This window comes from Spirosoma profusum (genome assembly GCF_014699005.1).
GTDB lineage: Bacteria > Bacteroidota > Bacteroidia > Cytophagales > Spirosomataceae > Spirosoma > Spirosoma profusum.
This window is the reverse complement of record NZ_JACWZY010000013.1, coordinates 84,377-109,972: the sequence shown is the minus strand read 5'-3', so window position 1 is coordinate 109,972 and position 25,596 is coordinate 84,377. Positions and strand designations below refer to the sequence as shown.

The following is a 25,596-nucleotide window of genomic DNA, read 5'->3' as shown; positions in this document are numbered from 1 at the left end:
GTTGTGATCCTTAAAACGTCAGGTTAATATTTACGCCATATTGACGTACCGGTGGTGTCTGTGTGGTAGAATTGATACCAATACCGATTGCCGTGTTCGTTGTTGGCACAGCGGTGCTTCCTGGAGCTGGGTTGCCCTGATAGCTGAATTCGGGGTCGGTGTAGTAATTCATTTTATCCACGATCGTGAACAGGTTACGTCCGTACAGTGCAATGCTGGCACCCGAGAAGATCTTCGTCTTGTTGATCAGGCTTTGAGGCACACGATAGGCAAGGTTAACATCCCGAAGCTTAACGAACCAGGCTGGCGTAACGTAAGCTTCTGAAATATAGCGGTAGTTATCAACCCATAGCGAATATTCAGCTTCCCGTACAACCGTTGTATTGGGCGAAACGGTACCATCTGCATTCAGGATAGCCGAATTGGGATAGATATGAGGAGCACGATTTTCAGTCCATTTACCCGTTCCGGTAAAGCTCATCTGACGGCCCAGGTCGCTATACATTACGTTACCACCCCGATATTCGAAGTTGAACGTAAAGCTCAGATCGCCGTACTCCAGTTTAGAACCCAGACCGGCGATGTGCCGTGGTAACGTACCGCCACGTCCTACCAGCGACGTATTACGGTTTGGATAGCCCGTAGTAGCGTTCACTAACACCCGACCCGATCCATCCGGAGCGTATTGATAACCATCCGTTTTCAGGTAAGGAAAACGCATATCTTTGATTACGTTCGTCGTAGCATACGTGAAACCACCATATTGGAATTCCGTAATACCTGGGTACAGGTCAAGTACTTTGTTATCGTTGTACGAGTACCGAAGCGCAGCATCCCAGGTAAACTTACCACCACGAGCAATCAGGTATTTCACTTCAGCTTCGTAACCCCAGTTTTTGGTTTCGCCGACGTTGATCAGCAGATTTGAGAAACCCGTTGATCTAGGAACACTAACTGTAATTACCTGCCCTTTTGAATTTTGTGTATAGGCCGATACGTCGATATTGATTCGGTTGTTCAACAACTGGAATTCACCACCAACTTCGTACGAATAAACCGTTTCTGGCTTCAGATTGGCGTCGGGTAACGTATTACCTACAGTCAGACCTACAGTATTGCCAAATGGGAAGTTTGCGCCATTCGAATACACCAGATCCAGACCGTACAACGGAATGTTGTCGTTTGCGTTCTTGTTGGCGTTCACCCGAATTTTGGCATAGTTCAGGAAGTTAGAACGCATCGACGGGAAAGCATCGGTAGGAATGAACGAAAGGGCCGCTCCATAATATGGATAAGACCAGTAGTTCGATGGGCGATCCGGCTTGTAGAAGCGCGACGTAAAGTCGTAACGGAACGATCCGTTGATAATCAGCCAGTTTTTGTAATTCGCCGTCAGGTCAGCGTAATAGCCATACCGACGCTCTAACGTAGTAGTTTCACCACCGACTAATTCGCCCTGGCGGTTTGCTACGTTATAAACATCTGGAACGACAATTGAGCTCGAACCAATACCGATTGCTTTAACCGCGCGTTGGTAGATGCTGTTACCCAACAGCAATTTCGTCGATACTGGACCGAAATCCTTGCTAGCATTCACCTGGAATTCGTTATTGATTACGTTTTCGGTACCTGCGTAATCCAGGACAGAGCCCAGAATATCCGTAATAGCCCGGTAGATACCGGTTCCATCACCATCGCGGAAGAAAGGCGCTGGAATGAATGACTTCGATTTAGCCCAGTCTGAATACAGGAATTTGCCCGTTGTGTTTTTACCGGTACGTGAGTTGTTCATCATACCCAGCCGTTCGGTGATCGACAACCAGGGAGTGGCTTTCAACGTAGCACTAACGGTACCGTTCAGATTCGAATCCTTGTATTTCATCCGGTTATTATCGGCGTTGAAATACGGGTTGTTATAGTAGTCGTTATAGAAGCCGTTTGGGTTCGCAAATTTGTTGTTTTGCCAATCGCGCAAATCGGAAAGTGGCAGGTTAGCTGGCTGATTCAGTACGTCGTTGTAGAAATCGGAAGAAGTCCGATCATAAGCAGCCTGCGTATAAGCAGCGTTGAACGTAGCAGAAAGTTTTCCAACTTCTTTCGTACCCGAAATACGCGCACCGGTACGTTCGCTTTTGTCGTGAGGGACAATACCCGCAATCTTCTGATTTTCAACCGACATATAGAACGAACCGGTTTCGTCACCACCCGAGAAATTAATCTGGTTGTTCATTGAAACGCCCGTATCAAAGGCTTTCCGACGCGCATCCGGAATGGCCGAATAAGGCAGCATATATTGCCCACCATCTTCCGTTGTCCGGCCCTGCATACGTATCGAACCGTCAAAGGCATCGCCAAATTGCTGGTTTTCGTACGACCGCCAGTTGTCTTTCATCCGCTCCAGATAGTCGGTCTTATAACCTGTCGTACCAAATCCGGCCGAGTAGTGCGAACCCGAACCGTATTTATCCTGAAGTGCAGGCAAGAAGCTGATTTGCTCGAAGTTGGTGCTATTCGAGAAATTAACTTTCATTTTGCCTTTCGTACCTTTTTTCGTAGTAATGATCAGCGCACCGTTAATACCAGCCGAACCATACAACGTAGCAGCCTGACCGCCTTTCAGAATCGAAACGCTCTCGATATCGTTCGGGTTAATAGTCGCCAGAATGGTAGACGTAGTTTGCATACCGTCCAGTACAACCAGGGCTTCGTTGTTACCCGTTAATGAGCGATAACCACGTAACACAACCTTCACAGCCGGATCAACGCTGTTATTGACGTTGTACACGGCCAGACCCGTTACCTTACCCGAAAGCGCCTGTGCCAACTGCGGAGAACGACCAACTGTTACGTCGCCCGTTTCAACTTTCGATACCGCATAACCGATTTCCCGGTGGCTTTTCCGGACACCCTGAGCTGTTACCACAACTTCCTGAAGTTGTGACGCGTCGGGTTTCAACGAAAAATCAAGCGTTGTCTGATTCTCGATCTTAGCGCTTGTTGTGGTGAAGCCAATAAAGCTAACCTGAAGTACTTCGCCTTTCGCGGCTGTGATCTGATACGCACCATCTGCGTTGGTGGTCGTTCCCTGGTTCTTGCCTTTGATGATAATGCTGACGCCAGGAAGTGGGCTATTATCCTCCGATGAAGTGACTTTTCCGCTAATGACTTGCGCCATCAATGGAATAGCGGACAAACACAGCAGGAGCTGTGCCAGTAGAAATTTACGCATAAAATATAGTTTAAGTTAAGAAAGTGGGACTAAATTAATAATCCAATCACAAATATACCACTAGAGGGCAAATCAAAATTTTGCAATTCCTGCTAATCGTAGAATTAAAATACTGAAACTATCTATTTTGAAGAATTTCCTTTGTAACAAATAAACTGTGCATAAACTTTAGTACTCATATTTCTCAAATTTGAGCTATTTTACTAATCTAATTCAAATATATTGCTTACTTGGGCGAAGACAATTTCTTTGTGAGAATATGGGGCTTTCTTTTATTTTAATCAAATTTTAATCTCCGCTTACGTTTAAATTTGCCTGAAACCAGTCCACAGTGTATTAGAAAAGAACAATTTTCAGATTTTTTTAAAACAAAAATGTCCGCTACGAATAGCGGACATTTTTATCAATTAGTAAGGGAGAGCGTCTATTGTTTATCCCACCAAACTCGGGTATACTGATCGTCTTTTCCCTGACGAGTGACTACCTCGTTGTAATTTTTGGTATTGAGCGTGGTCACTGTTGTTGGATACGCTAACCGGCGAGGAATATCTGTACCACCATTTAAGGGAGAAGCAGCAGGTTTCAACACAGGATATCCAGTACGTCTCCATTCGTTCCAGGCTTCTGTACCTTGGTTGAATAAAGCAATCCAACGTTGGTTGCCAATGACCGCATTTGCGTTTGCATCTGTGTATGCTACGTCAGGTTGAGCAATATACGTATTGAATGCTGCGTCGGTATACGCTGCACCCAGCCACTGTTGCATAGATGCTTTAATAGCCGATTCATATAACGTCTTCGCATTACCTGTAGTCCAGCCTAATTTGGCAGCTTCTGCCTGCGCGAATAGCACCTGTGCATACGTCATGATGTTAGCTGGTGCCGTTTGCGCGCTGATAGCCTGCCCCGCCAGCGAATAGTCCTGCGCTTTACCCGGCGCTGGGAAAACAGCATACGGAGCCCCAACGTAGTCACCTTTCAGGTTTTTGTCAGCGTAAATCGGCAAACGGGGATCGCCCAGTTTTTTGAGATAATCGACGAACGTACTACTTACCGCAAAGTCTTTCCGGTTATTACGAACATAGTTGGCATACAGCGGATTTTCGTTATTAACATCGGCCTGAAACTTGTATTGCACGTTGTCTGCATTCGATGCCAGAACGCCATCCGCTAAGGCTGCATTGAACTCCGTTTTGCCTTTTGCCGGATCAACTTTCGATAAACGTAACGCAGCAATCAATCGGAACGAAGCGGCTAATTTTTTCCAGCGCGCAGCATTGCTGCTCAGAATAATATCGCCTGCTACCGCTTTTCCACCATCGAATTGAGCAGCAGCTTCCTTCCATTCCTTAAACAGGTCATTATAAATATCCTGCTGTTTATCGAACGCAGGCGAAAAATTCTGATCACCTTTTAAGGCTTGCGTATAAGGCACATCGCCCCAACGGTCAGTAATGAACTGATAGATATAGGCTCTCAGAATACGGGCAATAGCGATCTGGTTTGCGTTGGAGCCATACTGGGCCGCTCCAGCACGTGTAGCCTCGTTCGTATTCTGATCAATTACCGCCTGAAGGTTCACCAGGGGACCTGCATATAGACCATTAAAGCTGAAATTGATCGTTTTATAGCGCGAATCCTCAATGTATGTTACGTCAGAGAACTGCTGCACATAAAGTGCAGGAGCAATATTGAATCCACCAGGACCGACTTGTGAATTAATTGTTCCTACAGTGCGTTCAGCGCCCGTCATCAAACTGGCCGTATTCGGGAAGAGTGCGCTGTTCGGGTTGACGTTCAGCTCCTCAAATTTGGTACAGGCCACTGTCGATACTAGTAACCCACCTAGAAGTATTGATTGAAATGCTTTCATTGTTATTGACAATATCGTTTTGCGTTACGTACCGAGCGCTATCTGTTACGTTAACGTCTGGTACGTAGCGATGTGATTTATAAGCTAAGACGCAGGTTGATACCAAACGAACGAACAGGAGGTAACTGACCACCTTCGTACCACAGCGTTTCTGACTCAGAGATATCGATACCTCCACCAATAGCGCTGTAGATCAGGACTGGATTCCGGGCAATCAGCGAAATATTAGCCGATTGTGCCCATTTTCCCAGCATACGTTTGGGCAAATTGAACCCAAAAGCCACTTCACGCAGTTTAACGTAGGTTTTGTCGTAAATCCACCGCTCGTTCAGCGCGAATAACCAACCTTCATATAAATTTTGGGCATCTACCCGTGTTGTATTCTGACGGCCATCTTCGGTTACGCCATCGAGCAATATACCGCCACCCGTTGCTGGATCATCCCGTTTGGGCTTACCAAGTTCATTCAGGCCAGCCGTTTCTTCACTCAGACCTGAACCTGCATTAAACATTTTGGTCGTAGAGAAGAATTTACCGCCTATTACAAAGTCAGTATTTACACGTAGCGTTAATCCTTTGTAGCTGAACGTATTCAACCAGCCCCCTTTAAATTTCGGCAGTACCGAGCCCAGCTCTACGTTATCTTCTTTGATATATAGACCTGCGTTAGCTCCGCTACCATACACCATTGGCCGACCATTCGCATCTTTTTTGATCCCCTGACCTACCAGCGTACCCCAGTCGCGAGGTGATCCATCAGTACCCGTACGAGCATTTAAGGTCAGTGTACGCCATTGTGGACCATCAATCTGGTAGTTGGTCAGGCCACTAGCCAATTCAATAACCTGCGAACGGTTGCGGTCGGCATTGAGGTCGAACTCCCAGCTAAATCCATTCGGGTTTTTAATTGGGTTGGCGTAGATGTGTAATTCCAGACCCGTTGTGCGAATCAAACCAGCATTAACAACCGCATTCGTGTAACCACTAGTCGGATCAACTGGCAGCGGAATAATCTGGTCTTTGTTGTTATTCTGATAGGCGGTGAACTCCAAACCAATACGGTTACCCAGGAAACGCAGGTCGATACCACCTTCATAAGACGAAGAAAGACCGGGCTTCAGGTTGGCGTTTGGCAACGTACCAGGCAGGAAAGCCGTTGAGCTGGTACCGTATGGCTGACCAGCCGTATAGGCCAGCGCAGTTTGATACGGTCCTACGTCGGTACCCACCTGTGCGTAACCTGCGCGAATTTTGGCATACGACAACGTATTGCTCTTTGGCAACAGTTCGGTCAGGATTAAACCAGCCGACAACGACGGATAGAAATACGAGTTATTGGCTTTTGGCAGCGTCGACGACCAGTCGTTACGTGCCGAAGCTTCTACAAATACGAAATCACGGAATCCAATACTTACGTTACCAAATACGCTATTTACCTGACGTTCAAAGAGGTAGTTATTAGCCAGTGGCCGCCCAATCGAAGCAGCTATATTATAAAAACCCGGTGCAGAAAGACCGCCCTGTGTAGCCTGGAATGAAACGTCTACGCGATTATAACGGATATTTCCACCTGCGTTAGCGACAATTGACAGGTCTTTGAGATTCTGGTTATAGTTTACCAGTAATTCGTAGTTGTTCTCCCGACTATTTGTGTTCAGTGTAGAGAATCCCCCCGCGCCCCCTTCGTTCAACGTACCAATCGCAATACGTCCTTGCTGATAATAAGCATTTTGATCTCTACGAACTGTAGCTGATGCTTTCAGGGCTGGTGTAAACTGATACGTCAGGCCAAAGTCACCAAATAACCGATCACTGCGGTTCGTATTTGTGTTTTCGAAAGCTTGTGTATAAGGACTATCCCAATATTTAGGCTTAGGATCAAGCGGACCACCGATGTTCCAGCTTCGGAACGTACCATCTGGATTCTTGTAGTTACGAAGGTCTTCCATACGTAGCTGCCGCTGAAACCACTGGTTAAACATGCCTATTGTCTGGTTAAAGCCATTCAATGTGGTGTTACCAACAGTCAAGGGGCTGCCTGTACCTGTGAGGCCACTATTTTGTGGTGATGTACCTCCAGTTGAGCCGTAACGGTCAGCGGGCTGGTTCTTCGTGTTGGTTGATGTGTAATTAATATTTAGGTTGGCAGTCAGATTCTTGGCGAACGTAATCGAATTCTTGGCGCTGATATAATCCCGAGTCTGCGACGAGTTTGGGATGATACCATTATTGATAATGTGCGTATACGAAATCCGGCTCTGGAACACATCCGTACCGCGCGCGAAAGCAATATTGGTATTATTGCTGATTGGTTTTTCGAAGAAATCACGCACGTTGTTTGGTTGAGCTGAGTAAGGAGTCAACTGACCAAACTCTGGTCCTGGCTGCCAGGAGAACGCCGAACGGTGTGGAGAACCGTCCAAACGGGGCCCCCAGCTTTCATCGGCTGAGTAATCCAAAATTTTCTGACCATTAAACGAAGACCATGCCGCTGGATGGATCGCTGGGTCATACTCGAACGTCTCCCATTCCTGCGAATAACCACCGCCATATTCATTCTGATATTTAGGCAGAAGAGCCACCATATCTAACGTAGTGCTGTGGTTGATATCAAGACGGGTTTCACCAGCTTTTGCGCGCTTCGTGGTGATTACGATAACGCCTGCCGAAGCCCGGTTACCATACAGAGCCGTAGCTGATGGGCCTTTCAACACTGACAGGTTATCGACGTCATCCATGTTCACTTGGCTAATGTCAGTCGGCGTACCATCCACAATATATAGAGGATCGCCACCCGTCAGCGAGTTAATACCCCGGATACGGATGTTTGGGCTACCAAATTTCGCTCCCGACTGGCCTAACACCTGTACCCCGGCTACCTTACCGGCAAGTGCATTACCCACGTTCTGATCACGAGCGAAATTTAGTTTGTCTGCTTTGACGTCCTGAACAGCATAGTTTAGTGCTTTCTTGTCGCGGGCAATACCTAAGGCCGTTACAACAACCTCCTGAAGTTGCGATGCATCCGGAACCAGTGTTACGTTAATTGTTGATTGATTGCCAATAGCAACCTCCTGGCGCGCAAAGCCAATGAATGAGAAAATCAGTGCAGTAGCATTGTCCGGAACGTTAAGACTGTAAGTACCAGATGCATCGGTTGCTGTACCGCGAGTGGTGCCTTTGACCGAGATGTTTACTCCCGGTAGCGGAGAGCTGTCTTCTGATGAAGTGATTTTTCCCGTAATAACTCGATCCTGAGCTAACAAGGGAATAGCGAGCAAACACAGCATGAGCTGTGTTAGTAGAAATTTACGCATAACGTTATTTAAGTTAAGAATAGATTAAACTCTTTTTCAAAGTTATTATATATTCTTAAAATAATATTCGTTTTTCAGCGCAGCTATTTATCCTCAGAAATTTGGAAAATTATCTTTTACAGAATAGAATTTTAAAAAAATGGTTTTGTAGTTAATTCTATCCCTTTTTACAACCAAATTTTGTTTCCAGGGCGATCACAGAGTTTTTACGTCGGCTTATTTTTTAATCTAATTTTAATTGCAAGTCACTTATTATATAATTAATATCACTAAACAATATATCATTATAAATACTGAATAACGTAAATAAGCTTATTTACGTTATTTTAAGGCCCTCGATAAAATTACCTAATAAATTCTTAAGCAATTCTACTAATTAATTTTAAGGATTTTTCACTAAATTTAAAATACTTTTTTTGAGTAAATTACTTAATTTATTTAGAAAATTATCCTTTCATAAAACGTACTAATCCTGCCTCGATTAATAGAAAAACGAGTGACCCTAATAAGAAATATTTCCAGAGACTTTTTCCTAAATTTTCCTTCTCTAATACTTGGACAAAATCACCATCCTGAATGCTATCAAACACTTCTACATTAGGCTGATTGGTAAAGGCCCGGCGTAGCTCATCTGCCGAATAGAAATCCATAGCTGACTCCTGATTCCCGTGATTGAATGCTAGCAGTCGTTCCGTTTTATTATTTAGTTGAAGTTCGTAATAACCCGATTCAACTTCCTGTCCGGCAGCCAGTTCATTACTCTTTGGCATTTCAAGTAGCAGTTGATTACCCACCACCCGTTGCACCGGAATGATCTCCAGCTTATCATGCTTGAGTTTATAAACGGCGCGTTCCGACGGATTGTTTACAGGAATACTAATTAAGTTTTCATCAAATGAGTAGGCTGTTCGTTTAGGGCGCACACTTAGTGCCGCCATTTTATACATGACCGGAACAAACAGCGCATGTTCGGCAAGATTTCCATAAGCAGATGTCAACGGGTTAGCCAATATGTAAACATTACCCTGCCGGGAATTAGTCCCTCCCCCAACGGTCGAATGCGTTAACAATGGGCTACCATCGCGCAGATTGACTAGTCTTTCACCCGCACTCCAGCGCCAAACGGGAGCCGCCGTGGGCATATTTAGCGGGTCGGATTGATAACTCTGCTGAAATACATCCCGAAAAAACGGATTACGCCGATCAGGTTCGGCCACGGGAAGCTTACCAGGTTCTACACCGGCAATGGCCGTAACTTGTAGATTACCCACTCCAAGATTGCGCAGAAAAGGCGCATACGACGTACTATTTGGATTTGTCGGTGGAATGATTGTAAGGCTACCGCCTTGACGCACAAACCGTTCCAATTCAGTACGTAACGTACCATTTACGTCTGTGACGCCTTCCAAAACCACTAAATCGGTTTCTTTCAATTGCCCTACATCGAAGTTCTGAGCATTGAAGCTCCGCCGAACAAACAAGCTGTCATTCGAATAAACGGCATCTATATAATCCGCCAATCGGTTTGGCGAACTGGCTTTTTGCTCAAACAGATGTAGCACTCGCACGGCTGGTGAGGCTTCGATAACGAAAAAGTACTGGTTGTCGAACGTAATAGGAAAATCCTCAAAGACAATTCGTCCCCGATGGTACCCTTTCGTTGTTACGTTAAAATTGAGTGAAACCGTTGCCGAGCCCCCTGGTGGAAGGTCTGCTGTTGCTGTTGACGTCTGTGTATCATCAAGGTAGAGACGTACTGGCAGATTCTTTACGTTCTCCCGGCCCGCATTGGTCAACTTGACATTCAGACTGTTATTCTGCATTTCGCGAATAAAAGGTGTACTAAGCCACACCGAATCCACATAAACGTTTTTAGTGGACTGCGCATCAAGCGGTACAATAAACAACCGATCAGTAGTATCAATTTTCAGTTGCGATAAATCGCCAGTGGTGCTTTTTTGGAAATCAGAAAACCAGAACAACTGATTCCGCCCACCTGGATTGAGCGAACTCAGTAGATTACGCTGCCGTCGATAGACCGTTTCGAGCGGACGAGGAGTATGAGCAAATCGAATCGACGTAACGCGATCACGGATAGACTCAGCAGTTCCAGCCTGTTGTTCAGCTACCGAAAAATCATTCGTCAACAGTTGTAGTGAAGTCGCATTGCGAAACAGCGTCAGTAACTCATCCAGCTTGCCGATAGCAATATCCAGATATCGCTTTGTGTTACGTTCGTTCTGCATACTGAACGAATTATCAACATACAAACTCGTTACGCCCTGCCGCGACAGACCCAATTTGTTTTTACTCGGAATGAAGGGTTGCGCAAAGGCTAATACCAGACACAATAAAAACAGGCATCGACAGGCCAGGATGAGCCAATGTTTCAGTCGTCGAAACGACTTTGTTTCGGTCTGAACAGTACGTAGTAATGCTACGTTGGTGAAAAATACCCGACGCGTACGTCGGAAATTAAATAAGTGGATGGCAATTGGAACCGATATGGCCATCAAGCCAAACAAGAAGGAGGGATATAGGAAGTTCATTCAGAGTATTTGCCGCGAACTATATTTTCTTACTAACGACCCAACACGAGCCTTTCGTTTCTTCGGTGCCTAAGTTAATCAGGGATTGCGATAACATAAAATGCCCCGGCTCAGAGAGTCGGGGCAAATGTCTGAACCGGGATTTAACAGATTGAGGGATTTTTAAGATTTTGTTTGTTAATGGTGCACTTCGAAGAAGCGAAAACAAAATCCTGAAAATCCCTCAATCTGTTAAATCCCGGTTTACAATGTACGCTTCACTTCTTTCAGTTCGAAGCTTTCAATTACGTCGCCAACTTCAATATCATTGAAGTTCTTGATGCTTAGACCACATTCGTAGCCGAACTTCACTTCATTGACATCTTCCTTAAAGCGTTTCAAGGCACTGATTTCGCCGGTGTGAATCACGATGAAGTCGCGAATGATCCGGATTTTATTGTTCCGTTTGATGTTGCCTTCCGTTACGTAGCAACCTGCTACCGTACCGACTTTACTGATTTTGAACACATCACGAACTTCAATATTTCCAACAATCACTTCTTCAACGGTCGGTGCCAGCAAGCCTTCCATAGCATCTTTGACTTCGTTAATGGCGTCGTAGATAATCGAGTACAGACGAATTTCAATCTGTTCCTGCTCAGCCAGTTTACGTGCGCTTGAAGAAGGACGTACCTGGAAACCAACAATTACCGCATCTGAAGCAGAAGCCAGCAATACGTCCGATTCTGAGATTTGCCCAACAGCTTTATGGATGATGTTCACCTGAACTTCTTCCGTCGACAGTTGCAGTAACGAATCTGACAGAGCTTCTACAGAACCGTCCACGTCACCTTTCACAATAACGTTCAACTCTTTGAATGTACCGATGGCTTTACGTCGACCAATTTCTTCGAGCGTAATGTGCTTGCGGGTACGTAGCGACTGTTCACGCAGGAGTTGTTCACGTTTGTTCGCAATTTCGCGGGCTTCACGCTCCGTTTCCATTACGTTAAACTTATCACCAGCCTGTGGAGCACCCGGCAATCCCAGAATCTGAACAGGAGTAGCCGGTCCTGATTCTTTGATACGTTCACCCCGATCATTTGTCATAGCTCTGATACGTCCGTAATGAGCGCCTACCAGCATTATATCGCCCTGACGTAACGTACCGTTTTCAACCAGAACGGTCGATACGTATCCGCGTCCTTTGTCGAGAGATGCTTCGATAACTGTACCAAAAGCGCGCCGATCAGGATTGGCTTTCAGTTCGAGCAATTCGGCTTCAAGCAAGACTTTTTCGAGCAGGTCATCAACGCCCATACCCGATTTCGAAGATATTTCCTGAGCCTGATATTTACCACCCCACTCTTCAACAAGTAGATTCATAGTAGCCAGCTCATTCCGAATTTTTTCGGCATCGGCACCAGGCTTATCTACTTTCGAGAAGGCAAAGACAATAGGTACACCTGCTACCTGCGCGTGGTTAATAGCCTCGCGGGTCTGCGGCATCACGCTGTCGTCAGCTGCAATAACGATGATTACTACGTCGGTAACTTTGGCGCCCCGTGCCCGCATAGCCGTAAACGCTTCGTGACCAGGCGTATCGAGGAACGTAATCCTTCGGTCGTCGGCTGTTTTTACGCTATAAGCACCTATGTGCTGCGTAATACCACCAGCTTCACCAGCGGCTACCTTAGCCCGACGAATATAGTCAAGCAACGATGTTTTACCGTGGTCGACGTGACCCATGATCGTAACGATGGGAGCACGTGGCTGTAGCTCATCCGGTTCGTCGGCTTCTACGTCGATACCAGCTTCGGTTTCGTCTTCAGCTGATACAAACTGAACGTCATAACCAAACTCATCAGCAATTACCGTAATGGCTTCGGCGTCTAACCGTTGGTTAATTGACACGAACATTCCCAGGTTCAGACATACCGATATAACGTCGTTAATCGATACGTCCATCAACGAGGCCAGGTCATTTGCAGATACGAACTCGGTCACTTTCAGAATTTTAGCCTCAAGTTCCTCCTGTTCGTTCATCAAACGGCGGTCCTCTTCACGCTGATTCCGACGGTCACGTCGACGGTCGGCACCCCGGTTCGGCGTATTGCCAAGCATTCGGGCGTTTGTTTGCTGAATAGCTTTACGTACGTCGGCCTGTGTCGGCACTTCACGACGATTGTTACCGCCTGTACGGTCGCCACCACCGCCACCACGATTACGGTCACGACCACCACGACCGCCACCTCCAGTCTTATTATTGTTGTTATTGTTATTATTACCAACTCCACCCCGGTTAGCAGGCGTATTCGTGGTATTCGTATTATTTTGCTGAGGCTGGTTATTACCACCAGCTCGGTTTGCCGTATTCTGATTACGTTCGCCTTGTGGACGATTTCCATCAGGACGATTACCGTCGCGCTGGCCACCCGCCTGATTGCGGTCGCCTTGACGATTGGCCGGAGCCCGGTCGCCATCACGTGGAGCGCGATCGTTACGTGGGGTGTTACCGCCCTGACCCTGTGGCTGATTACCACCACCCTGATTAGGTTGGGCCGTACTACCTAAAGCACCTTCGCGACCACCGCGAATGCGTTTACGTTTCTTCTTATCGGCATTACTACCCTGTCCTCCTCCTTGCCGGGGATTATTAACGGGCAACTCAATTTTACCTAGTATTTTCAGTCCGCCGAGTTGATGACTACCAGCAGCCCGAATGGTTTCTGTTGGTGCACTGTCATCTTCTTCTTCAGTTGGTTCAACCGTTTTATCAACAGGTGTAACAGGTTGCTTTGGCAATACGGGTGCTTTTTCCACCGATGGCGTTACGTTCTGTTTTTCAGGACGAGTTTCCGTTTTTTCTGCATTGACTTTAGGTATCGAAACCTCAACGGGTTTCTCTGCCACAATGACAGGCTTATTTTCTTTTTCCTCGGCTGGAGTCGGTGGAGGAGCTACTGGTGCAGTAACAACTTTAGTTTCTACTGGTTTCACTACCTCTGCCACTGGTGGCGGATTAGGTACTGAAGGCGTAACAGGTTTAGGCTCTTCGGCTTTTACTGGTTCCGCTGGTTTAGGAGGAGTCTGAATTGGTTTCTCCTCCTTCGGTGGCGTCACTTTCGCCTGTGGTGGTGCAGACGGAGTTGGCGGCTTAGCATTTAAATCGATTTTACCCAGAATTTTCAAACCTGGTAAACCGGTCTGTGCCGTTTGCTGAGCAGGTTTTGACTCCGTTAATACCTCTTTCACCGGCTCTACAGGGGCCGTTGTTGGTTTATTCTCCACAATTGGACGTCTCGCGTCCTCCCGACGCCATGCAACGACATCCTCCTCCTGACGGCGTGGGGGCTCAGCAACCGTAGCCGGTGCTTCGGTCCGTCGAGCACCGCTCAGGAGTTCCGTTGATTTGTATTCCTTCGCTAACACCTCCAACTGTTCCATGTTGATTTTGGTGTTAGGATTATTATCAACCTTAAACCCTTTGGCAGACAGACTCTTCAAGATAGTGTCTTTACCTACCTTAAGAATACTGGTTACCTGGCTTAGGCGCATTGACTTTTCTTCTGCCATACGTATGGTCTATATTCGGCAAATTTAGTGGTTGTTCTTATGGTATGAACAATAGTTACAGCAATTAAAATCCCGCACTTAGATAATGAATAGGGAATAATGTAAAATGAACAATGATTTTAGGGCTGTTACTGTCCATTCAGGGCTGCCCGCACGGTTCATTTTACAGTATTCTTTACTATCACTCAAACTCCTGCTTGAGGATGTTCAAAATCTCTTCGACAGTATCTTCTTCCAAGTCGGTTCTTCGGACGAGTTCCTCTTTATTGAGAGCCAGTACGCTTTTGGCTGTATCGAGACCGACCTTGCGGAGTTCGTCAATCATCCATTCATCGATTTCGTCCGAGAATTCCATCAGGTCAACGTCTTCGTCGTCCTCCTGACCTTCGTTATCACGGAATACGTCGATCTCCATATCTACCAACCGCCCGGCCAGTTTAATGTTCTGACCACCTTTACCGATAGCCAGTGATACCTGATCGGGCTTTAGGAAAACAGAGACGCGCCGGACATCCCGGTCGATTTGCATCGAACTGATTTTGGCCGGACTTAGTGCACGGCTGATGAGCAGTTCCAGATTTTCGGTGTAATTGATTACGTCAATATTTTCGTTACCCAATTCCCGAACAATACCATGAATACGTGAACCTTTCATCCCAACGCAGGCTCCTACCGGATCGATGCGGTCATCATAGGATTCAACGGCTACTTTAGCCCGTTCACCCGGCTCCCGAACAATCTTACGTATCGAAATCAGACCGTCATAAATTTCGGGCACCTCAATTTCAAATAAACGCTCCAGAAATACGGGTGACGTGCGCGAAAGCACAATTTTGGGCGTACCATTCAGCATCTCAACCCGGCTGATGACAGCTTTTACCGCTTCACCTTTCCGGTAACGATCTTTAGGAATCTGTTCAGTACGTGGCAAACTCAATTCATTGTTTTCGCTATCAACCAGAATGATTTCGTGCTTGAGCAACTGATATACTTCCGCGCCAATCAAATCGCCAACCTGATCTTTGTATTTCTGATAAAGGAGTTCTTTTTCCATATCCTTTATCTTCTGAATCAGCGTCTGGCGAGCAGTTTGCACAACCCGGCGACCGAAATCTTCCAGTTTTACCTCTTCAGCAACTTGCTCACCCACTTCAAAGTCGTCCTGAATTTTACGGGCTTCGGCAAGCGGAATTTTATCATAATCCCAGATATCTTCCGAATCGTCATCAACGATTTCGCGGGTGCGCCACATTTCGAGGTCACCACTTTCGGCGTTAATAATGACGTCGAAGTTTTCGTCGGTACCGAATTTCTTACGTATCATCGTCCGGAAGACTTCTTCCAGGATAGAAATCATGGTGGGCCGGTCAATGTTTTTGGACCGGGCAAAGTCAGCAAACGATTCAATTAATAGTCCACTGGTCATTTTAGTAGTTAGTCAATAGTCGGCAGTCGTTAGTCGTTGGCATTCGCTTAATTAACGACTGCCGACTATTGACTGATAACTTTATTTAAACGATATTTCTACATTCGCTTTTTTAATCTGCTCAAACGGAATTGGCGTGGGGCCAGTTGGTGGCGCTTCAGCCGCTACGTCAGCTTCTTTTTTCTTTTTACTCTTTGACTTTTTTTCGGGCTGAATATCCAGCACAATCTGCTCATCACTGGCGGATTCCAGCTTACCGGTCCGTGTTGCTCCATCGGTTAACGTAACAACGAGTTGTCGCCCGATATTTCGCACAAACTGGCGGGCGAAGGTGAGCGGATAATCAATACCAGGCGACGAAACTTCGAGCGTAAATGGTTTTTCACCAAAAAAATTTGACTCATCCATCAACGAGCCTAATTTACGGCTGACTTCTGCGCATTCGTCAATCGTAATACCCGTATCGCTATCGAGTAAAATTGTCACTTTCAAACGTCCTCCCTGTCGACCAGCTACCTGACAATCAACAACATAAAGTTGTCCATTGTTAAGAAATGGTTGCACCAGATCAGTAATTTTTGCTTTGTCGTCCATAAGGTAAGGCTAACAAAAAAGGGAGTGCGACTCCCTTTTTTAATCAATGCCATATGGTTTTAATGCCCCAAAGATAATACGTTTCTGTGTCGATAGCAAGCCCTGACCAACTGCTTCGTGCAGGCAATTCAGGCATAATGCCTTAATTTTGACGTAATGAGGATATTTGTACCGCCCACCGACACCCTATGACACTACGTACGAGAGTTGGGCAACTCGTTGCCTATTTTTTCCGGTCATTGCTGTGGTCGCTGAATATTCTGCTGGTTTTATACACATGCCTCGCTTACTGGTTACTCTATTCGCTTCCCGTTGAACACTGGACTGCCGGTATGATTATGATTACGTTACCAGTAGCCATTTTTCTGAACTTAATAGTTGTTATCCTCTGGCTTACTACAAGTCCCTGGCGAAGCTGGTTGTCGGGTATCGTGGTTATTTTGGGACTACTTTTATTTGGCCACCGCACTTTTGTCTGGAACAGCGAACAGGATGTTCCCGCTGGCTTCATGCCAGTAAAGGTATTTAGTTATAATGCACATACTTTCGGACTCGAAGATTACTGGACGCGCTACCGGAGTTCACCCCGCGCCCGACGTATCATCAACTACGTACTACGTTACGACGCGCCCATCAAATGCTTTCAGGAATTCGCCACCGCATCTGAAATCCCTGATTATGACATTCTGCTACGTTTCAAAATGACCGGCTACCCCTATTCGGCCCTCTTAAACTCTAATGAAGCGCGGGCAAAAGATGGTTATATTGGCATAGCTACTTTTTCCAGGTATCCGATTATTGCTTCGGGCAGTCAGGCTTTTTATGGTGCCAATGGGGTGGTTTGGGCAAATATTAAGATCGGCAATGATACCATCCGGGTCATCAACGTTCACTTACAGTCTATGGGGATTCGGGTGGGACGTGTACTGAGGCAGAATGAGTTAAAAAAAGTGCGGCAGGAAACCCGTGGCGTGCTGAGTGCGCTACGTAACGGATTCATTGAACGTAACGAGCAGGTTCGTGTAGTTGAGAAATTCATTCAGGAGAGCCCGTATCCGGTTATTGTGACAGGCGACCACAACGATACGCCTTATAGTGTAGTGTACGAGCGTCTGCGCCGAATTTTACCGAATAGCTTCGAGGATGCAGGGCGTGGTTTTGGTTTTACCTACAATCGATTGCCTGGATTTATACGTATCGACAACCAGTTTCACGATCCTAAACTTCCGGTCCAGAACTTTGAGACGATCAACTACATCGGTTATTCCGACCACTACCCCATCGTCGGGACGTATCTTGTGAAAAAATAGACGCTGAGGAAACGATACGTAGTAAAAATTCCTGCTGCTACGTTATGGATGCGCATTCACCCAAATTTCACCATCCATAAAGATTTCTTTTTTCCAGATAGGAACGGTTTGTTTGATGGTATCGATGATGTAGCGGCAGGCTTCGAAAGCATCGGCGCGGTGGGCGGTTGCAACACCAATCAGAACCGCAATTTCGCCAATCTGCAACGTACCTTTCCGGTGAATAATCAGGCAACGTAGCAACGGCCAGCGTTGGTTAGCATCATCGGCAATCTTCTGCATTTCACCTATGGCCATTCGGTCGTAGGCTTCATACTCCAATCGGTCAACCGGACGCTGCTGGGTATTGTCGCGCACAACGCCCAAAAATATATCAATGGCTCCAGCCTGCGCCGACTGGAGTTCATATAGGGCCGACGTAACGTCAATGGGTTCTGAAGTGAGTGCAATCATAAAATGAATAGTGAGAAATGAACCACACAGGCATCCCGAATGAATAATAGCGGTAAGAAATCATTCTATATTACTCATTATTCATTTTGCGTTTTTAGCCGCCACTAACGGGCGGAATAAGCGCAATTTCGTCATTTTGGTGAACAAGCTGATCGGCTTCAGCATACTCGCCATTCACTGCTACCAACAACGAACGAATGGAGGCTAGTGCAGGGTAATTCTGATGCAACTGATTTAGTAATTCAGCAACACGCGCATTCGCTGGCAATGAAACTGACACTGTCGATTGCCCGGTTAGGTCGCGGGTAATACCAAATAAAAGTACTGAAACGGTTGAATTCATAAAGTAACGTATCGGTCAGTAAACGTACCAAACGAACAAGTAAACGTGTTATCGAAGTTCGTCAGATACTCATAAAAAACCTGTGCCATTATCAGCTTAAGCCAGACAACAGCACAGGTTTTTATAAAAAAGGTCTTTCTAGTTCGAATTATCGAGTTTTCGTTCGGCTTTTTTCATTTTCCGGTCAGCCTTATCGAGCGCTTTATTCGTTCCGTCTTTTACGTCTTCCTTAGCGTTACGAGCTGCTCTTTTCGTCTTCCGGGCGGCCTGACGGGTTTCACGTCCGACCTTATCGGCTGCGGCATCAACGGTTTGCCCGGCTTGTTTCGCCGTTTCTTTGGCATTCTCTTTCGTATCCTGAGCGAATACAACAGCGGTTGAAAAGGCCAGCATAGCCGCCAGCATCACTATCTTTTTCATGGTTGTTGAGTTGATTTAAAACAACGTAATAACCCATGAAAGGACTCAATTGTTTAAGGCTGATGGCAAAAATGCTACGTTAGTCTTTGTGCTTGAATACTTTTACCTGATATACGTAATCCTGCATGCGCTTGATCTGTTGTTTCCGCGACAGATTAGTCATCGTGTTTTTTCGGTTCAGACGTAGCGGCTGGCCTTTGAGCGAATCAGCCGGAATTGTGTTCAGCGCTTCGATCAGGTAATTTGTTTTGACAGCGAAGCTTACACCTTCCGATGTAGTCTGTTTACCGCTGATTATACCAATTACGTTACCTTTCTCATCAAGCAGCGGACCGCCTGAGTTACCTGGGTTTACACCGATAGCGACCTGATAGGCCGTTGAATCGCCCCGATAGCCCGTTCCGGAACTCAGATAACCCTCGCCATATACAATCTCCTCGCGCGGATAACCGAGGGTATATACACGTTCACCCAATTCAGATGGGCGGGCTTCAAAACCATACGGTACAGGAGGTAGTGTTCGGAAAGCGCTATCATCACAAAGTTGTAGAAAAGCAAGATCGTGCTGACTATCAGTAAAGACAACTCGTGCTTTATAAACCTCACCTTTCACGCTCTGGACATACACCGAATCTGCCTCCCGAACGATGTGATTATTCGTCACAAAATAACCGTCAGGTGTCAACAGAAATCCCGACCCTGATACCTGTGCCGGGTTGATAGACAATCCCCGCCCTCGTCCATTAATATCGTTGATAAGTTTCCGTTGGGATGACTTAACAGCCTGAATCTCTTTGCTCAGCAAACTATACTGTTGTTCCTGCTGGTGACTCTGCTGGTAAGATCGGTAAAGGAAAATAGAACCGAACGTAGTGATAATAGCCGCCGTAGCCGCTACTGCCAACGTAGTACGATACGTTTGCCACAACGCCCGAATCTGACCTGTGGTCTGACTTTGAAAACGATACGTATCAGCCTCCTGGCGCATGGCATCCATGTCCAACCGGGCTTGTACTTTTTTTAGTCGTTGCTTAAAACGAATACGTTCTCCGTAAGCGTAAAGCGACTGTTCGATTTCGCGTTCGTCGTTCATCTCTATGAGTGATTATAGACCGGAGCGCCGGTGCGGTTGTTTGAATTATAAGTTAGCTGACGCCGAAACTTTATAACCTTACAACTTTATAACGTATCACTGTTTGTATTCCGAAAAGAAGAGCCGCTTGAGCCGCATCAGACATTTGTATTTCTGCGTTTTAGCGTTGTCAGCGTTGGTATAGCCAAACTTTTCGGTAATCTCCTGCATACTTAGATGCTGGATGTAAAAATCTTCTAACAACGTTCGACAGGGTTCCCCGAGTCGTTCGAGTGAATCGGCCATCAATGTAAACTGCCGATCTCGCTCTTCATGTTCCAGCAAGTCGTCGCCGATTTGTTCGATGACCAGGTCGTCGGATGCGGGCGTTTCTACATCACGTACCATATATCGACTACGTTGCGACAATTGCTTCAGCCATAAGCGTCTGCAAACCGAATAGAGGTACGTCTTTAGTTGACAATGCAGTTCCAGCGAACCACCTCTCACCTTTTCAAATAATACAATCAACGCTTCCTGGTAAATATCCTTGGCGTCGTCTTCGCTGCCGCTATTGTTGGTTACGAAGTGAAGCACCATCGGAAAATACTGGCGATACAATTGCATCAATGCGTCGTCAGAGCCATCGGCCAAACCCGTCAGCAACTCGTCATCAGTCCATACGGGTAGCCTGTTTTCCTTCATTGAGTTGAGCTATTACTTAATACAAAAAGCCTTTAGACGTAACCCAAAAAAAAAATAAAAATTGTTTGGGTTACCTTTTCCCGTGTCGGGTATTAAGGTTGACATTTATTCATAATCACTAAACGAAAACATTCTCAAAACTATGAAAGCAATCACGAAATCCGCCTTCTTTTTCATGGCTATGATCGCCCTGGCTACGTCTTGCAGCTCGAAGAAGACCGAAACCACCGAAACGACCACCACCACGACGGATTCTTCTTCGACGATGGCTACGGACTCGACGATGGCTACGGATTCCGCTTCGACGATGTCTGCTGATAGCGCGAAGTAATTTTTGCTAAGGCACAACTGCCGGTAATTCTTGCCGACAACGCTATAAACGATTGGAAGCTTCCTGATTATTCAGGGAGCTTTTTTTATTGTGTTTTGTAGAGACAAGGCATGCCTTGTCTCATTGGCGTCAGCAATAGCAGGCATCAGCAAAACCATCCGGCTGGGAGACAAGGCATGCCTTGTCTCTACATCAATTCCCCTTTCAGCTTATTCATTTCGGCCGTTGGCGAAGCTCGTTCATATAGAATACAGTAGACTGCTCTCGTGATGGGCATGTCGACGTTGAACTGCTTATTGATTTCGTGAATACTTTTGACAGCATAATATCCTTCAGCTATCATGTTCATTTCGGCCTGAGCCGATTGAATCGTGTAGCCCCGACCAATCAACGTACCAAACGTGCGGTTGCGGCTAAACGGTGAATAGGCCGTCACGAGCAAATCCCCGAGATAGGCCGAGCCACTCAAATCACGATGTTTTGGATAAACTGCATCCACGAACCGACGGATTTCCTGCATAGCATTCGACACCAGAACTGCCTGGAAATTATCGCCGTAGCCTAATCCCCGCGTAATACCACAGGCCAGCGCAATGATGTTTTTCATGACGGCTGCGTATTCAATACCGTAAATGTCATCGACGGGAGTTGTCTGCACAAACCGGCAACGTAGCAGGTCGGCCACTCGTTTTGCACTGTCGGAATCGGGCGAGGCAATGGTGAGGTAAGATTGTTTTTCGAGGGCTACTTCTTCGGCATGGCATGGGCCGGCGATCACCGCCATTCGTTCGGGTGGTACGTCATATTGATTGCTCACCCAATCAGTTACCAACTGATTAGCCGAGGGAATCATTCCTTTTATAGCCGAAATCACCCATTTCCCGGCAAAATGCTCAGGTTTTAGCCCAGTAAGTGCGTCGCCAATAAACGCAGCCGGAACGGCAAGAATAATAAATTCGCTATCACGAACAGCCTCTCGAATTTTGATACAGACCTTCACTTTTCGGGTGTTAATCTGCACATCGCTAAGGTAGCTGGGATTGTGCCCAAATTTTTTGATATGCTCCGCATCCGACGATTTACGAAGCCACCATTTAATGCTGACGTTGTTTTCGGAAAGAATTTTAACGAGCGCCGTCGCCCAGCTTCCTCCACCAACCATCGTCAACCGAACGGGTTGTGATTGTTTCATGGAGTAAAGATAATTCTGAACCGGGATTTAGCTGATTGATGGATTTTCAGGATTTTGTTTTTCGCTTCAAAGAAGCGCTTTCATTAAAAAAAAATCGTGTAAATCCATCAATCAGCTAAATCCCGGTTCAGAAGTCGGTTCTATTCTTCTTTATCTTCTTCCTTCTTCTTATTCTTCTTCGGATCGCGTTTCACGATGAGTTGGTCATTTTTCAGTTTTTTAGAAACTGCAATAAACGGCCCTGAAACGATCTGCTCGCCAGATTTCAGTCCAGATAGGATTTCAATGTTTTCGAAGTCGCTGATACCCGTTTTGACTTCACGCTGAACGGCCTTACCTGCTACGTTGACGAAAACAATTTCCTTTGGTTTTTCTTTCTTTTCGGCCTGATTCGTTGGTTTCTCATCGACCGTACCATTACGTCGATCTTCCAATTTCTCGGTATCAATAGCTGTTGAATCAACCCCTCGTGTTGTAACGGCGGCAATTGGCACCGACAATACGTTCGATTTTCGATCAGTGATAATTTCGACGGAAGCCGTCATTCCTGGCTTAAAGGGATAGCCTTTTTTGTCTTTCACTGCCAACAGGTCGGTATAGGAACTATTGAGGATTTTCACTTTCACCTCAAATTCCGTGACCGCATCAGTCGATACAGAAGCAGCCGCTCCTGCATTAGCAGCCAGCCCGTTAGCGGTATTGGCCACTTCATAAACAATCCCTTTGAATTTGCGGCCAGACGTAGTATAGGAATCAACTTCAATATCGGCGGTGTCACCCAGAGTTACACGCACAATGTCGTTTTCGTTGACATTCACCCGAACTTCCATGTTTTGGAGGTTTGCAATCCGCATGATTTCCGTACCGGCCATCTGCGACGTACCAACAACCCGTTCACCCAATTCGATATTTAGTTTCGAAACGGTTCCGTTGACTGGGGAGTAAATGGTTGTTTTGCGCAGGTTTTCGCTGGCATCGCGCAGGTTAGCTTCGGCACTTTGTATGTTGAACTGAGCCGCCCGAACGTTAGCTTTTGCGGCTTCTACCTCTTGTTGCCCTACATTATAGTTGGCCTCGCTGGTTTCGAGGTCGGCGGAAGAAATAACTTTATCAGCAAACAGTTTACGAGTTCGCTCATAATCAGCTTTGGCCCGAATCAGTCGGGCACTCGACTGAGCTACCGACGCTTTCGACTGCTCCAGCTGTGCACGGCTCTGATTAACAGTAGCTTTCGCCCGCGCCATCATCGACTCGTAGTTGTCGGGGCGGATGCGGCACAGGAGTTGACCCGCTTTCACAGGGTCACCTTCATTCACATACAAGCCAATGATTTCGCCCGATACGTCGGGGCTGATTTTAACTTCTACCTGGGGCTGTACGCGCCCCGAAGCGGTAACCCGTTCAACGATATTAGACCGTTTAACCAGGGCAAAATCAACTTCAGTTGCTTCGGGTTTGCCAATCCACCCGGCCTCCTTTGCAGCAAAGAGACCACCGGCAATTAAAACAATTAATCCTCCTAAAATCCACCAGATGCGGTTTGACTTCTTCATATTGAGCGAATGAGTGAATTAGTTAATGAGTGAATGAGTGAATACAATTCGATTGTTTTTATTCACTCATTCGCTAATTCACTCATTCACCATTAATTAAAACCTAAGGGTTTATTTTGGTAATAATCTAAAATTTTGGTTCGAAATACGTAATCATATTTAGCCTGGACAAGACTAGCCCGAGCGCGGTCGAGATTCGTTTTGGCAATGTTATAATCGGTTGCGTTGAGAGCCCCGGCATTTAACCGGCTTTCGGCCATCTGAAACGCCCGTTCCAGCGACGCTACCTGCACCTGTGTTGCTCTGTAGCGATTAGCTCCAGCCCGCATTTGCGTATAAGCCGTTTCTATTTGCTGGCGCAACGTTAAACGAGTGTTCTGAGCCGTTAACTCAGCGTTTTGTTGCTGAATTTTAGCCGTTGTAATCCGATTGCGCGACAAGTTACCCTGAAAAATAGGTACGCGCAAAAACAAAGATACCGATTGGCTAAAGTTGTTTTCTAGTTGAGAGCCATAGGAAATCCCGGCACGGTCGGAGCCTTGCGTTGAAATGTTGATAGGGATATTAGTTCCAGTGGCGGGATCAGTTATAAAACCAACCGTTGTCTGATTCGTCTGGCCATTCGGTACGTTTATACTAGCGGCACTGGAATAAATAGTACTCAGATTTCCGTTTAACGATAGGGTTGGATAAAGCCCACCTTTGGCTACTTCCACGCCCAGACCAGCGCTCTTAACTCGCAAATCGGCCCCCTTCACTTCAGGCAAATTGGTAGAGGCTGCGTCATAAAGTTGCTGAACACTAGCCGTATACGGGTCCAGATTTGGATCAGGCACATCAATAGGTACTACGTCAAAATCCTGGTTAATCGGTACATTCATTGCCTGCATCAAGGCAACTTTCGCCAAATCGAGCGTATTCTGGGCATTAACGATATCCACTTCATTGCTGGCTAATGTTGCCCTGAGTTCAAACAGATTTGATTCAGGGGCCGAGCCAGCGTTCACCAAACGCTGCGTACGGTCTAACTGTGCCCGCGTTACGTCGGCCTGCCGTTGCGCAACGGCCAGTTGCTCAGTCCCGGTTAGCACGTTCAGGTAGTTCTGGGCAACCGTCAACGACACATTGTTCTGCGTAGCATTCAATTCCTCCTGACTAGCCTGAAGGGCCAGATTATTTTGCTTCACGGTGTTCTGAAGCACCATGCCATTATAGAGCGTAACCGACGTATTAAGCTGATAGTTACTGGATTTAATCGTTTGCTGAACGAACGTATTATCCTGAGGGTTGATGCTACGTCCTCCATTTATCGACTGATTCGATTGAAAAACAGCCGAAGGCAGCCGATTTAACCGGGCCTGATGGAGTTGCAGATCGCTGTTGGCAACGGTTAGTCGTCCCTGGCGCACCAGAAGATTATTTTGCTGAGCAACGTCGATGCATTGCTGCAAGGTCAGCCGCGACGACGCACTGGCAGTTGCCGTGCTCGTAGGTGCGGTGGTGGTTGTAGCACCGGGTGTATTTTGCGCGTATGTGCCCGACAGACCTGCTGTCAGTAACAAGGCCGTTACGACCCGCATTTGTTTCCACGCTACTTGAGTACACATAATTTTGTTGGTTCAATGTTACAAACTTACCTTCGGGCCAGCTATCGTTTTAGGATAAACGGCGCAA

General features: G+C 46.4%; 17 protein-coding genes. 2 read left to right on the top strand and 15 right to left on the bottom strand.

Features of this window, described 5'->3' with window-relative positions:
- Positions 1-10 precede the first annotated feature (10 nt).
- The 7 genes from IC229_RS16460 to IC229_RS16430 form a co-directional block, all read right to left on the bottom strand.
- Entirely contained in the window at positions 11-3,229 is a 3,219-nt protein-coding gene (locus IC229_RS16460; RefSeq protein WP_190888095.1) for a SusC/RagA family TonB-linked outer membrane protein, read from the bottom strand.
- Positions 3,230-3,653: 424 nt separating this feature from the next.
- Positions 3,654-5,102 carry a SusD/RagB family nutrient-binding outer membrane lipoprotein gene (locus tag IC229_RS16455; protein ID WP_190888094.1) on the bottom strand — a complete coding sequence of 483 codons (1,449 nt, stop codon included), beginning with the start codon at positions 5,100-5,102 and terminating at the stop codon, positions 3,654-3,656.
- A 77-nt stretch (positions 5,103-5,179) separates the two neighbouring features.
- Positions 5,180-8,419, bottom strand: a complete 3,240-nt coding sequence (locus IC229_RS16450; protein WP_190888093.1) for a SusC/RagA family TonB-linked outer membrane protein — start codon at positions 8,417-8,419, stop codon at positions 5,180-5,182.
- 446 nt (positions 8,420-8,865) lie between these two features.
- On the bottom strand, positions 8,866-10,968 hold the full coding sequence (locus tag IC229_RS16445) for a BatA domain-containing protein (RefSeq protein WP_190888092.1): 2,103 nt from the start codon (positions 10,966-10,968) through the stop codon (positions 8,866-8,868).
- Positions 10,969-11,211: 243 nt separating this feature from the next.
- The gene (infB, locus tag IC229_RS16440; protein WP_190888091.1) at positions 11,212-14,523 is read right to left on the bottom strand and encodes a translation initiation factor IF-2; all 3,312 of its coding nucleotides are present in this window, start codon (positions 14,521-14,523) and stop codon (positions 11,212-11,214) included.
- 181 nt (positions 14,524-14,704) lie between these two features.
- A complete protein-coding gene (gene nusA, locus IC229_RS16435; protein WP_190888090.1) occupies positions 14,705-15,949 on the bottom strand; it encodes a transcription termination factor NusA in 1,245 nt (414 codons plus the stop codon).
- An 81-nt stretch (positions 15,950-16,030) separates the two neighbouring features.
- Positions 16,031-16,543, bottom strand: a complete 513-nt coding sequence (locus tag IC229_RS16430) for a ribosome maturation factor RimP (RefSeq protein WP_190888089.1) — start codon at positions 16,541-16,543, stop codon at positions 16,031-16,033.
- Positions 16,544-16,731: 188 nt separating this feature from the next.
- Here IC229_RS16430 and IC229_RS16425 point away from each other — a divergent pair, with 188 nt between their 5' ends.
- Positions 16,732-17,853 carry an endonuclease/exonuclease/phosphatase family protein gene (locus IC229_RS16425; RefSeq protein WP_190888088.1) on the top strand — a complete coding sequence of 374 codons (1,122 nt, stop codon included), beginning with the start codon at positions 16,732-16,734 and terminating at the stop codon, positions 17,851-17,853.
- Between the two features lie 42 nt (positions 17,854-17,895).
- On the opposite strand, the gene IC229_RS16420 is transcribed toward IC229_RS16425, so the two are convergent.
- From IC229_RS16420 to IC229_RS16400, 5 genes are all read right to left on the bottom strand, one after another.
- Entirely contained in the window at positions 17,896-18,306 is a 411-nt protein-coding gene (locus IC229_RS16420; RefSeq protein ID WP_190888087.1) for a molybdenum cofactor biosynthesis protein MoaE, read from the bottom strand.
- Between the two features lie 94 nt (positions 18,307-18,400).
- Positions 18,401-18,649 (bottom strand): molybdopterin converting factor subunit 1, encoded by a 249-nt coding sequence (moaD, locus tag IC229_RS16415; RefSeq protein WP_190888086.1) that lies wholly within the window; start codon positions 18,647-18,649, stop codon positions 18,401-18,403.
- 138 nt (positions 18,650-18,787) lie between these two features.
- Entirely contained in the window at positions 18,788-19,069 is a 282-nt protein-coding gene (locus tag IC229_RS16410) for a hypothetical protein (RefSeq protein ID WP_190888085.1), read from the bottom strand.
- A 79-nt stretch (positions 19,070-19,148) separates the two neighbouring features.
- Complete coding sequence (locus IC229_RS16405; RefSeq protein ID WP_190888084.1) at positions 19,149-20,162, bottom strand: S1C family serine protease; 1,014 nt, start codon at positions 20,160-20,162, stop codon at positions 19,149-19,151.
- 96 nt (positions 20,163-20,258) lie between these two features.
- Entirely contained in the window at positions 20,259-20,846 is a 588-nt protein-coding gene (locus tag IC229_RS16400) for an RNA polymerase sigma factor (protein ID WP_190888083.1), read from the bottom strand.
- A gap of 142 nt (positions 20,847-20,988) precedes the next feature.
- On the opposite strand from IC229_RS16400, the gene IC229_RS16395 reads away from it, so the two are divergent.
- Entirely contained in the window at positions 20,989-21,177 is a 189-nt protein-coding gene (locus tag IC229_RS16395) for a hypothetical protein (protein ID WP_190888082.1), read from the top strand.
- A gap of 187 nt (positions 21,178-21,364) precedes the next feature.
- Here the strand turns inward: IC229_RS16395 and IC229_RS16390 are convergent, their stop codons facing one another.
- The 3 genes from IC229_RS16390 to IC229_RS16380 form a co-directional block, all read right to left on the bottom strand.
- Positions 21,365-22,369, bottom strand: coding sequence for an NAD(P)H-dependent glycerol-3-phosphate dehydrogenase (locus IC229_RS16390; RefSeq protein ID WP_190888081.1), 1,005 nt, complete (start codon positions 22,367-22,369; stop codon positions 21,365-21,367).
- 140 nt (positions 22,370-22,509) lie between these two features.
- Positions 22,510-23,922 carry an efflux RND transporter periplasmic adaptor subunit gene (locus IC229_RS16385; protein ID WP_190888080.1) on the bottom strand — a complete coding sequence of 471 codons (1,413 nt, stop codon included), beginning with the start codon at positions 23,920-23,922 and terminating at the stop codon, positions 22,510-22,512.
- Positions 23,923-24,014: 92 nt separating this feature from the next.
- On the bottom strand, positions 24,015-25,529 hold the full coding sequence (locus IC229_RS16380; RefSeq protein WP_190888079.1) for a TolC family protein: 1,515 nt from the start codon (positions 25,527-25,529) through the stop codon (positions 24,015-24,017).
- Between the last annotated feature and the right edge of the window lie 67 nt (positions 25,530-25,596).

Coding starts and splice junctions, on each gene's coding strand:
- IC229_RS16455 (WP_190888094.1), bottom strand. CDS start 5,102: ATGAAAGCATTTCAATCAATACTTCTAGGTGGGTTACTAGTATCGACA.
- IC229_RS16390 (WP_190888081.1), bottom strand. CDS start 22,369: ATGAAACAATCACAACCCGTTCGGTTGACGATGGTTGGTGGAGGAAGC.
- IC229_RS16385 (WP_190888080.1), bottom strand. CDS start 23,922: ATGAAGAAGTCAAACCGCATCTGGTGGATTTTAGGAGGATTAATTGTT.
- IC229_RS16425 (WP_190888088.1), top strand. CDS start 16,732: ATGACACTACGTACGAGAGTTGGGCAACTCGTTGCCTATTTTTTCCGG.
- infB (WP_190888091.1), bottom strand. CDS start 14,523: ATGGCAGAAGAAAAGTCAATGCGCCTAAGCCAGGTAACCAGTATTCTT.
- IC229_RS16400 (WP_190888083.1), bottom strand. CDS start 20,846: ATGAAGGAAAACAGGCTACCCGTATGGACTGATGACGAGTTGCTGACG.
- IC229_RS16450 (WP_190888093.1), bottom strand. CDS start 8,419: ATGCGTAAATTTCTACTAACACAGCTCATGCTGTGTTTGCTCGCTATT.
- moaD (WP_190888086.1), bottom strand. CDS start 18,649: ATGAATTCAACCGTTTCAGTACTTTTATTTGGTATTACCCGCGACCTA.
- IC229_RS16395 (WP_190888082.1), top strand. CDS start 20,989: ATGAAAGCAATCACGAAATCCGCCTTCTTTTTCATGGCTATGATCGCC.
- nusA (WP_190888090.1), bottom strand. CDS start 15,949: ATGACCAGTGGACTATTAATTGAATCGTTTGCTGACTTTGCCCGGTCC.
- IC229_RS16410 (WP_190888085.1), bottom strand. CDS start 19,069: ATGAAAAAGATAGTGATGCTGGCGGCTATGCTGGCCTTTTCAACCGCT.
- IC229_RS16430 (WP_190888089.1), bottom strand. CDS start 16,543: ATGGACGACAAAGCAAAAATTACTGATCTGGTGCAACCATTTCTTAAC.
- IC229_RS16380 (WP_190888079.1), bottom strand. CDS start 25,529: ATGTGTACTCAAGTAGCGTGGAAACAAATGCGGGTCGTAACGGCCTTG.
- IC229_RS16460 (WP_190888095.1), bottom strand. CDS start 3,229: ATGCGTAAATTTCTACTGGCACAGCTCCTGCTGTGTTTGTCCGCTATT.
- IC229_RS16405 (WP_190888084.1), bottom strand. CDS start 20,162: ATGAACGACGAACGCGAAATCGAACAGTCGCTTTACGCTTACGGAGAA.
- IC229_RS16445 (WP_190888092.1), bottom strand. CDS start 10,968: ATGAACTTCCTATATCCCTCCTTCTTGTTTGGCTTGATGGCCATATCG.
- IC229_RS16420 (WP_190888087.1), bottom strand. CDS start 18,306: ATGATTGCACTCACTTCAGAACCCATTGACGTTACGTCGGCCCTATAT.